Here is a 9,397-nt window from a genome sequence, read left to right as displayed (position 1 = left end):
GAGAACCTAATGAGTTAGCAACTGAGTTGTGGAATATCATTAGATAAAATTAAGTATAAATCTGCTAGTCTAGAGCCATAATAAAAATAGGGAATAATAATGATGGAATTTAGATGGCTTAGAAAGATCAAAAAACTAGCTTCTAACCTATATCGGTATACAAATAATGTTACCGTTCAAAAGCTTAACAGCATGTATGTGATCGATCAAACTTATGATGCCAATAATCAGGTATGTATTTCGTACATGACGGCAGATTTTTATTTAAGGGTGGCATCATGAAAATCTTTTTATTATCTGCACATCAAGTGCTTGATTTTACTTGTCATAAAACGTATCAGCGCTACATACAGCAAGCCAATCAACTGGAAAAAGTACAACGAAATAAGTTGAAAGTTTTTTTAGGTCAGCATATTTCACAAAATTTAAGTTATGAGCAATTTACCAAGAAATTTCCTTTAACGCGTTATGGCGATTGGAAAAGTAAAATTGAGCAAGCTCACAGTACAGGTAAAAATACCCTAGGGCCTAGCAAGATTATACGTTTCCAACTGAGCAGTGCTTCCAGTGAAGCGATTCAATTTATTCCCTATACTCAATTATTTTTAGATGAATTAGACGCAGCAATTGGCTTTTGGCTGAGCCATGTATATTGTGAGTATCCACAGCTTAAAAAGTCGACCCACTATTGGGCTGTTCCTTGGTTGGCTGAAAGTCAGTCTAAATTTTTAGAAAATAGTTCCCTGAATGATAAGCGTGGATTACGAAATTTATCTAAAGGAGTTTTGAACAAAATTACCCAGTCAGTTCCATCAGAAATTGCGCTGGCATCTTCAGTCGATGATGCTCTGTTTGCAACGGCGACTTATTTGGTGGCAGATAAGCGTCTTGGGATGATTGCTGTGTGGAGTCCAACGACTGCCTTGCAGTTACTGGATATGATTCAGCAGTTTCAAGATGAAATAGTCCAAGTGCTCAAATCAGGAAAATGGATGCGTGAAGGGCTTAATTTTCTGGACGTGCCAAAATCGTGTGAGCAGTGCTACAAATTACAACAGCTCAATTTAACTGAGCCAAGTGCATGGAAAAAACTTTGGCCTAAATTAAGTCTAATTTCAACTTGGGATACTGCCAGTGCCCCGCAATGGATAGAGCAGTTGCAACAACGTATTGACGGTGTAGCCTTTGCAGAAAAAGGGTTATGGACAACTGAAGGGGTGGTGACGATTCCATTTACAGATCGTTTTCCTTTAAGTTATCAGTCTCACTTCTATGAGTTTTTACTACAAGAAAGCAATCAAGTTGTGCCGTCATGGCAGCTCAAGTTGGGCGATATTGTCAGTCCAGTCATTACTACCGGTTCAGGTCTAATTCGTTATGTGATGGACGATGAACTCGAAGTGACAGATTTTTATCAACAAATTCCATGTTTTCAATTGTTGGAACGGAAAATGACAGTTAATCTTGCAGAAGAAAACTTAATTACAATGCAGCGCTGTGGCCAATTGTAGAAATGAAGCACTGACGTGCTTCATTTCTTTAAAAGGTATGTAAATATCAGTGAATCGCAAAATTACCCTTGTGGATGAGTAATTTTCCATGCACGGTGAATTTTTGTATTGCGTTTGAAATCCAGTCCAATGGTTTCATTACTGATTTCTTCTACATCAAACATCGCCAGAATCACATCATCCATCTCAAAACCACGATAGTTGTTTGAGAAGTATAAAGTACCTTCAGTGGTCAGGCGGTTCATGGCACGTTTAATCAGTGACATATGGTCACGTTGTACATCAAAGGTACCGTAGAACTTTTTCGAGTTAGAGAATGTCGGTGGGTCAATAAAGATCAAGTCATATTGCTCATGACCTTCTTTGAGCCACTCAAAACAGTCGCTTGAAAAGAATTGGTGTTGTTCATCCGCATGATCAACAGTCAAGCCATTCAATACGAAGTTTTCTTTAGACCAGTTTAAATAGGTATTGGATAAATCGACACTGGTTGTACTCGCAGCGCCGCCCAATGCAGCATGTAAGCTAGCAGTTGAGGTATAGCTGTACAAGTTTAGGAAGTGTTTACCACGTGCTTCTTTGGCAATGCGTAAGCGCATTTGGCGATGGTCAAGGAACAAACCAGTATCTAAATAGTCAGTTAAGTTGACTAAAATTTTCGCTTGACCTTCTTGCACGATAAAACGTTTCGACGCAGTACTTTGTTTGGTGTACTGATTTTTACCTTCCTGACGTGCGCGGGTTTTAATGAAAATCGCATCACGGCCTAAGCCTGTTACAGCGCGAATCGCTTGTAAAGCCAAGTTAAAGCGTTTTTTAGCTTTTTCAGGGTCGATTTTTTTCGGTGGTGCATATTCTTGAACGTGTAAACGATCGCCATATAAATCCACAGCAATGTTGAAGTCAGGTAAGTCAGCATCGTAAAGACGTAAGCAGAAAATATTTTCTTTAACTGCCCATTTTTTCAAGTTCTGCATATTCTTTTGCAGACGGTTGGTAAAGTCTTCCGCACCTTCAATTTTTTCAAATTGTTGTGGTTCCCAGTGTTCTAGGAATGGCTTTTGAACGGCAGCAGGTTTGACGGTACCGAAACGGACATAAATTGGCAGTTTACCGTTCATCAAACGTAAAATTTGTGGATCATTAAACGCCAAGACATCGGCTTGTTCAACTTGAGCTGCAATCACAGCGGCAGGTTGGTTCGGGAAATTCTTTTGTAATAATGCCGATAAACCTAGGTATAAAGCACGGTTTGAAGCTTTATCACCTAAACGCTCACCATACGGTGGGTTGGTCACAATAAAGCTTTTTTTACCTGCGGCTTGGAAATCTGGCCAATCTGCAAGTGTACGTTCTTCAATTTTAATTTGATCTAAAACCGATTCAAAACCTGCGGCAATAATATTTTGTTTGGTCGCTTTAACCGCTTCCCAATCCGCATCGAAGGCATAGAATTGTGGAAGGGGCTGTTCTAATGCTGCTTTATGACGTTCAGCCGCTTCACCTTTAATCGACATCCACAGTTCATGATCATGACCATTCCAACCGTTAAAACCAAAACGGCGAACGAGGCCTGGCGCACGATCAGTTAAAATCATTAAGGATTCAATAATAAAGGTTCCTGAACCACACATTGGGTCAAGAATAATGTCTGGGTTATATTGTTTGAGTTTGCCTTTTTGCAAAATAGCCGCTGCCAAATTTTCTTTAATTGGCGCATCGGTCATATAACGACGGTAACCGCGTTTATGCAGGGAATCGCCCGATAAATCTAAGCAATAAGTATGTTTAGTTTTGCCAGCTAACACATACAAGGTAATTTCAGGCTGTTTAATATCAATACTTGGGCGTTTGCCGACAGCCTCCATAAAGGAGTCGACCACACCATCTTTAACACGTAAAGTTGCAAACTGGGTATTGACCTTAATATCACGTTCTACATGCAAACGAATGGCAAAGGTACTTTGCGGTGCAAAAATAAGCGACCAATCAAAGTTCATTGCTCCTTCATAGAGCTCTTCCGCCACATCTCGAGCATCGTGAGTGAACTCAAGTTCATGAGTATGAATTGGCGTGAGAACACGAGAGGCCAGACGTGACCACATACAAATACGGTACGCATCTTCTAGTGTGCCTTTGAATACAAGACGACCCGGGAATTGTTCAATATTTTGAACACCTAAACCTTCAATTTCCTCGCGGAGTAAGGTTTCAAGTCCATCTGCACAGGTAACCCAATATGTAGAGAGACGCGGTTTCGAATTCATGTAAATTTCCAAAGGCAAAAAAGCAATCGCGTATTTTAACGTATTTTCGAGTATTTGGGCGGATGATATTTGCTAGTTGTTTGAGAAATATTGACCAGTCTTCACAGCTTTATATCTTTTGATCCGATCATTTCAAGGGAGTAATCACACGAATGGTATAAAAATCACTCATTCACTCACGGACGCATTAAAAACTTTCATAAATTTCTAATTATTTGAGGTGTATAGCATGTCAGGATTCACCATGTGAGTTGCGACGTAACATGATAATTAAATACAGTCCAAGTTTTAAAAGTTTGGTGCAGGGAATTTGTATTTTGAAGTCTTTTAAGTGATTCCTGTTTAATTTATCTTATTGAAATGGCAGATCGAAATTGGGAAATGGATGTTGATGAAGATTATCATTTTGCTTTGAGTGTTGAAAACTTCAACTGCTATTTCCTGTGATTCTCTGTATAATGCGTTGACTTAACGATTAGGAATCTCTCATGCACTTAGCGGCATTGCATACTCCGAGCCAGATTCAACTTAACCAAGATGGTAACCTAAAACATTTCCTCACCATCGAAGGCCTTTCTAAAGAAACTCTCACAAAAATATTGGACACTGCGCAGTCCTTTTTTAATGACCAAAATCAGCTCATTACCAATAACCTGCTTGAAGGTCGTACGGTAATGAACCTGTTTTTTGAGAATTCTACCCGTACCCGTACCACTTTTGAAGCGGCAGCAAAGCGTCTGTCTGCAAACGTATTGAACATTGATATTGCACGTTCAAGTACATCAAAAGGCGAGACTTTACGTGATACGTTGTGGAACTTAGAGGCCATGGCAACGGATATTTTTGTGGTACGTCATTCATCTTCTGGTGCTCCGCATTTTATTGCCAAAGACGTCTGTCCACATGTGGCGATTATTAATGCAGGGGATGGCCGTCATGCGCACCCGACTCAAGCCATGTTGGATATGTTGACAATTCGTCGCGAAACCAAAAAGAATTTTGAAGATATTTCCATTGCAATTATTGGCGATATCAAACATTCACGCGTAGCACGTTCAGATGTTGCGGCTTTACAAACTTTGGGCTGTAAAGATATTCGTGTGGTTGCACCAAATACCTTACTGCCTTGTGGTTTCGATGATTATGACGAAAGCATTCGTCTATTCAATAACATGGAAGACGGCATTAAAGACTGTGATGTGATCATTACTTTACGTATTCAAAACGAACGTATTGATTCACCAGCACTATCTTCACAAGCTGAGTTCTACAAAATGTATGGTCTCAACAAAGAGCGTTTAGCGTTGGCAAAACCAGATTGTATTGTGATGCATCCGGGGCCAATGAACCGTGGTGTTGAAATTGATTCCAGTATTGCTGATGGCAAACAATCAGTGATTTTGCATCAAGTGACCAATGGTATTGCCGTGCGTATGGCAGTATTGGCTTTGGCCATGCAAGGTCAGTTGCAAGAAAAAGGTTTGTTAGAAGCGATTGCGGGATAAGGGAAAGTCATGAGTATTGTAAAAATTGAAAATGTACGTGTCTTAGACCCAATCAATCAATCGGATCGCGTACAAACAGTATTTATTAAAAATGGTCAATTGGTTGCTGAAAGCACTAATATTGCCGAAACTATTGATGGTCAAGGCAAATGGTTGATGCCAAGTATGGTGGATTTATGCGCACGACTGCGTGAACCGGGGCAGCAACAGCACGGAACATTAAAGTCTGAAGGTAAAGCCGCACGTGCCAATGGTATTTCGCATGTGTTTACGCCGCCAGATTCAAAACCAATTGTGCAAGACAATGGCGCTTTAATCCACGGCTTAGTTGAAAAAGCCATGCTGGATGGTGGTATTTATCTGCAAGTGATTGGCGCGCAGACTCAAGGTCTTTTGGGTAAACAACCTGCTAATATGGCTGGTTTGAAAAAAGGCGGTTGTACTGCAGTTTCAAATGCCAATGCAACATTTATGGATGACGATGTTGTGATCCGTACCTTGGAATATGCAGCCGGTTTAGACATGACCGTGGTGTTCTATGCAGAAGAACATCAAATTGCCAAAGATGGCTGCGTGCATGAAGGCTTTGTCGCTTCCCGCCAAGGTCTGCCGATGATTCCAGCCCTAGCTGAAACTGTGGCCATTGCAAAATACTTGCTCATGATTGAAGCTACAAAAGTACGTGCACATTTTGGTTTATTGTCTTCAGGTGCTTCGGTCGAACTAATTAAAAATGCCAAAGCCAAAGGTTTGCCTGTGACCTGTGACGTTGCAATGCATCAATTGCATTTAACCGATCAATTGATTGATGGTTTTAACTCGCTTGCGCATGTACGTCCACCATTACGTTCAGAACAAGACAAAGACGTGCTTCGTCAGGGCTTAAAAGAAGGCGTGATTGATGCGATTTGTACTCATCACGAGCCTTTAAGTAGCTCTGCGAAAATGGCACCTTTTGCTGAAACACAACCGGGCTTTACTGCATTTGATACTTATATTCCTTTCGGCGTGCAACTGATTGCAGAAGGTTTATTAACACCACTGGAATGGGTTGAAAAAGTAACATTGGCACCTGCGAAAGTTGCTCAAATGCAAGAGCGTTGGGCGAATGAAGCGGGTTGGGTACTGGTCGATCCAGAATTGGAATGGACAGTTAATAAAGACAGCATCGTTTCAAATGGTAAAAACACCCCATTAATCAATCAAGTGGTTAAAGGTAAAGTGGTTCAGTCTTTTTATGCTTAATGGGCAATTAAACTGAAAATTCCAGCTTTAAAATCAAAGTCAGCTTCGGCTGGCTTTTTTTATACAGACTAAAAATGCAACATGAAATTTAATGTTGGGAAGTAGGAACAAATTATTACATTTGATTAAAAAATAAGCATATAAACTGAAGTACACATGAGAATAATGAGAACAGCATGGAGTAAAAACATGAGTATAGATTTAGTCGAACTTGTGAAACAGCAAGTTTCCACAATTGCGCTAAGCGGTGACACTGAACATTTATTCGAAAAAAATGCAGCCATTAACCAATTTATTCCATTTCTGCTAAATATTTTCCGTTCCAAACCTGAACTGATCGATAGCTTTCAAAAACAGTTAAATCCACGTCTAAGTGATATTTTTACGACCAATCCCAGTTTAAAAGAGCAATTTTTACAAAATCTTAGTGGTGGTGCACCTGTATCTCAAATTGAACATGCTTTAAATCAGTCAATTGCACCGACGCTTGGCGTATTGGAAGATGAAGCAGGTTCTTCAGATCCCGCAGCCATTAGTTATTTGCTCAATCTACATGCAGCTCGTATTTTGGCGGCAGCACCTGAATGGGTATTACCTTTACTTGCGGGCTTAGGGGTGAATACTGCGGCTGGACAGACCCTGCATAAAACCCCTGTACTTGAGTCAACACCTGTTACCGAAGAAGATAAGCGAGTGAATTGGCTGTTACCGATTCTTGCTTTATTAATTTTATTTGGGCTGATTGCATTTTGGTTTAAAGCCTGTAGTAAAAAAGAAGACCCTTTGACATCCGCGACGACTATTTCTCAGCCCGCAGCATCTCAACCGGCACGACTGCAATTGACGACAGGAGCAGATGGTTTGTTGACCTATTGCCAAATTAAAACCGGTGATGCGACTTATATGGATATTTTACAACAACAAGTGAAGCAAATTTTTAACTATGCCCTAGGCTGTGGAGGAATTTCTGACACCAGTTACCATACCCAATTTATTGATCAAGACACGATTCCAAGCGTCTTGCAAAAACTAAAAGGCGTACCGAACACTACACTAACGTGGACTGAAAATCAGTTATCGATTCTTTCGGAAAATCCAGCAGATGCACAGAATTTGGCAAATCAACTCAAGCCATTGGCAAGAAATATGACCGTTATGGTGCAAGAAGCTGTCAATGAACAATCGGCTGTGGAGAACAGTATTACTGATGCACAAAAAGCATTGGCCAGTATCAACCCAGATCAAATACGCGCATTGGATGTTGCAACTGCACTGAATTTACAGATTATTAACTTTGCAACTGGTTCATCGGATATTCCAAAGCTGAATAAATCGATTCTGGATCAGGCTGCTGCGCTGCTTCAACGTGCTTCGCAAGTTCATTTAATCGTACAAGGCCATACCGATGCTGTGGGCGATGCAAATGCCAATAAGCAATTGTCACAAAAACGTGCACAGGCCGTTGTGGATTATTTGATTGCCAAAGGTGTCGATCCTGCGCAGTTGCAGGCTGTGGGTTATGGTCAAGAAAAACCAATCGCCAGTAACAGCAGCAAAGAAGGTCAATTTAAAAACCGCCGTATCGAGTTTGAAGTACGTAATAGTGAGACTGGCAAAGTGCGTGAGGTGAATGAAGAAGGCGTAACTGAAATTCGCAATTAATGGTCATTATTTTCGAAAAATCAGCAAAAACCCTGTAAATCACGGGGTTTTCCTCGTCAAAGTGTTTAATTTTTGAGTAGAATACGCCCGAATAATAAAAACCTGAATAATTCAAAAGATGAAAAAAATAATGTTAACGAGCTTGATGATGTCTATGGCATTGATATCAGGTTGTGATTATTTTAAAAATAAAAAAGAGACTGAAGTGAAAGCAGAAGCACCGGTCTTGGATGATTGGAGTTGTACTGCTCAAGCTAATGTTGAACAGATTCAAGGACATTTGAAGGCTGAATATTTAAAAGCTTTAGAGCGTCGTTTACGTGACAGTCGTGAATACGAAGCTGATGAAAAATTATTGGCACAGATTAATAAGGGGATTCGTTTTGAAATTAAAGGGATTTCAACCACGACAGAAAAACCTGAAACGGCAAAGCAATTAGACTGTGAAAGTCAATTGCTGGTGACTTTCCCGAAAGGCTTACAAAAGCGTGCTGAAAATGCGTATCTTGCGCACCCATGTGAGGAGTGTGAAGGAGAATATCAAAGTACCTTAGCTGATGCGATAGACGATGGTAACGGCTCACTTCGTTTGGATAATGATCAGTTACAAGGCGCATTTAGTTATAACATCATCAAAACGGACAAAGAAGGCATTAGCCTCAATGTGCTTAACCCCAATAGTGTGATTAATGGGGTAGTTTTGGTCACACAAAATGCAGTGCAATTTACCGCGTATGAAAAAACCAATGCAGAAAGACAAGTGAATATGGAGCAGTATAATCAGCAAGAAGCTGCGCAAATGGAATTAGCGCAAAAAGCCATGAATATTCGTAAAAAGGAATTGGATGCAGACCAAGTCAAAGTGGTGGAACGACTGAACCAAACTTGGGATAATTTTACCGAGGAACAAAAACAGCAATTACAACAAGACCAAACCGAGTGGTTTGAAAAACGTGATGTTGATTGTAAAGTGATTTCTCAAAAAAGCGTCTATCAAATGACAGATAGTGAAAAAGAAACCTATCAAAAGCATTCGCAATATTGGGATGACGGATTGCGCGCGCAAGACCAGCAATTGCAATTTACCAAGTGCTTTAATCAAAAGACCACTGAGCGGATTGTGTATTTAAATAATGTATTTAATTAATTGAATTATCTGGAAAATACTTAATTTTATGCAGTAAAAAAAGGACGAAGATGATTCGTC

6 protein-coding genes are annotated in these 9,397 nt (G+C 40.2%); 5 read left to right on the top strand and 1 reads right to left on the bottom strand.

Annotated features, from left to right (window positions below):
• The first annotated feature begins 278 nt into the window (after nucleotides 1-278).
• On the top strand, nucleotides 279-1,511 hold the full coding sequence (locus tag ACN6OV_RS03780) for a GH3 family domain-containing protein (protein WP_427949761.1): 1,233 nt from the start codon (nucleotides 279-281) through the stop codon (nucleotides 1,509-1,511).
• A gap of 62 nt (nucleotides 1,512-1,573) precedes the next feature.
• Here the strand turns inward: ACN6OV_RS03780 and rlmKL are convergent, their stop codons facing one another.
• Entirely contained in the window at nucleotides 1,574-3,778 is a 2,205-nt protein-coding gene (rlmKL, locus tag ACN6OV_RS03775) for a bifunctional 23S rRNA (guanine(2069)-N(7))-methyltransferase RlmK/23S rRNA (guanine(2445)-N(2))-methyltransferase RlmL (RefSeq protein ID WP_427949759.1), read from the bottom strand.
• A gap of 488 nt (nucleotides 3,779-4,266) precedes the next feature.
• Here rlmKL and ACN6OV_RS03770 point away from each other — a divergent pair, with 488 nt between their 5' ends.
• From ACN6OV_RS03770 to ACN6OV_RS03755, 4 genes are all read left to right on the top strand, one after another.
• Nucleotides 4,267-5,283, top strand: a complete 1,017-nt coding sequence (locus ACN6OV_RS03770) for an aspartate carbamoyltransferase catalytic subunit (RefSeq protein WP_427949757.1) — start codon at nucleotides 4,267-4,269, stop codon at nucleotides 5,281-5,283.
• A gap of 9 nt (nucleotides 5,284-5,292) precedes the next feature.
• Nucleotides 5,293-6,528, top strand: a complete 1,236-nt coding sequence (locus tag ACN6OV_RS03765) for a dihydroorotase (RefSeq protein ID WP_427949755.1) — start codon at nucleotides 5,293-5,295, stop codon at nucleotides 6,526-6,528.
• Nucleotides 6,529-6,717: 189 nt separating this feature from the next.
• Complete coding sequence (locus ACN6OV_RS03760) at nucleotides 6,718-8,190, top strand: OmpA family protein (RefSeq protein ID WP_427949754.1); 1,473 nt, start codon at nucleotides 6,718-6,720, stop codon at nucleotides 8,188-8,190.
• 118 nt (nucleotides 8,191-8,308) lie between these two features.
• Nucleotides 8,309-9,337: a DUF1311 domain-containing protein gene (locus tag ACN6OV_RS03755; RefSeq protein WP_427949752.1), complete on the top strand. Its 1,029-nt coding sequence runs from the start codon at nucleotides 8,309-8,311 to the stop codon at nucleotides 9,335-9,337.
• Nucleotides 9,338-9,397 lie beyond the last annotated feature (60 nt).

The organism is Acinetobacter sp. (assembly GCF_050285345.1).
Lineage (GTDB): Bacteria > Pseudomonadota > Gammaproteobacteria > Pseudomonadales > Moraxellaceae > Acinetobacter.
The sequence above is the reverse complement of the archived record's forward strand: the minus strand, read 5'-3'. Positions and strand labels throughout refer to the sequence as shown.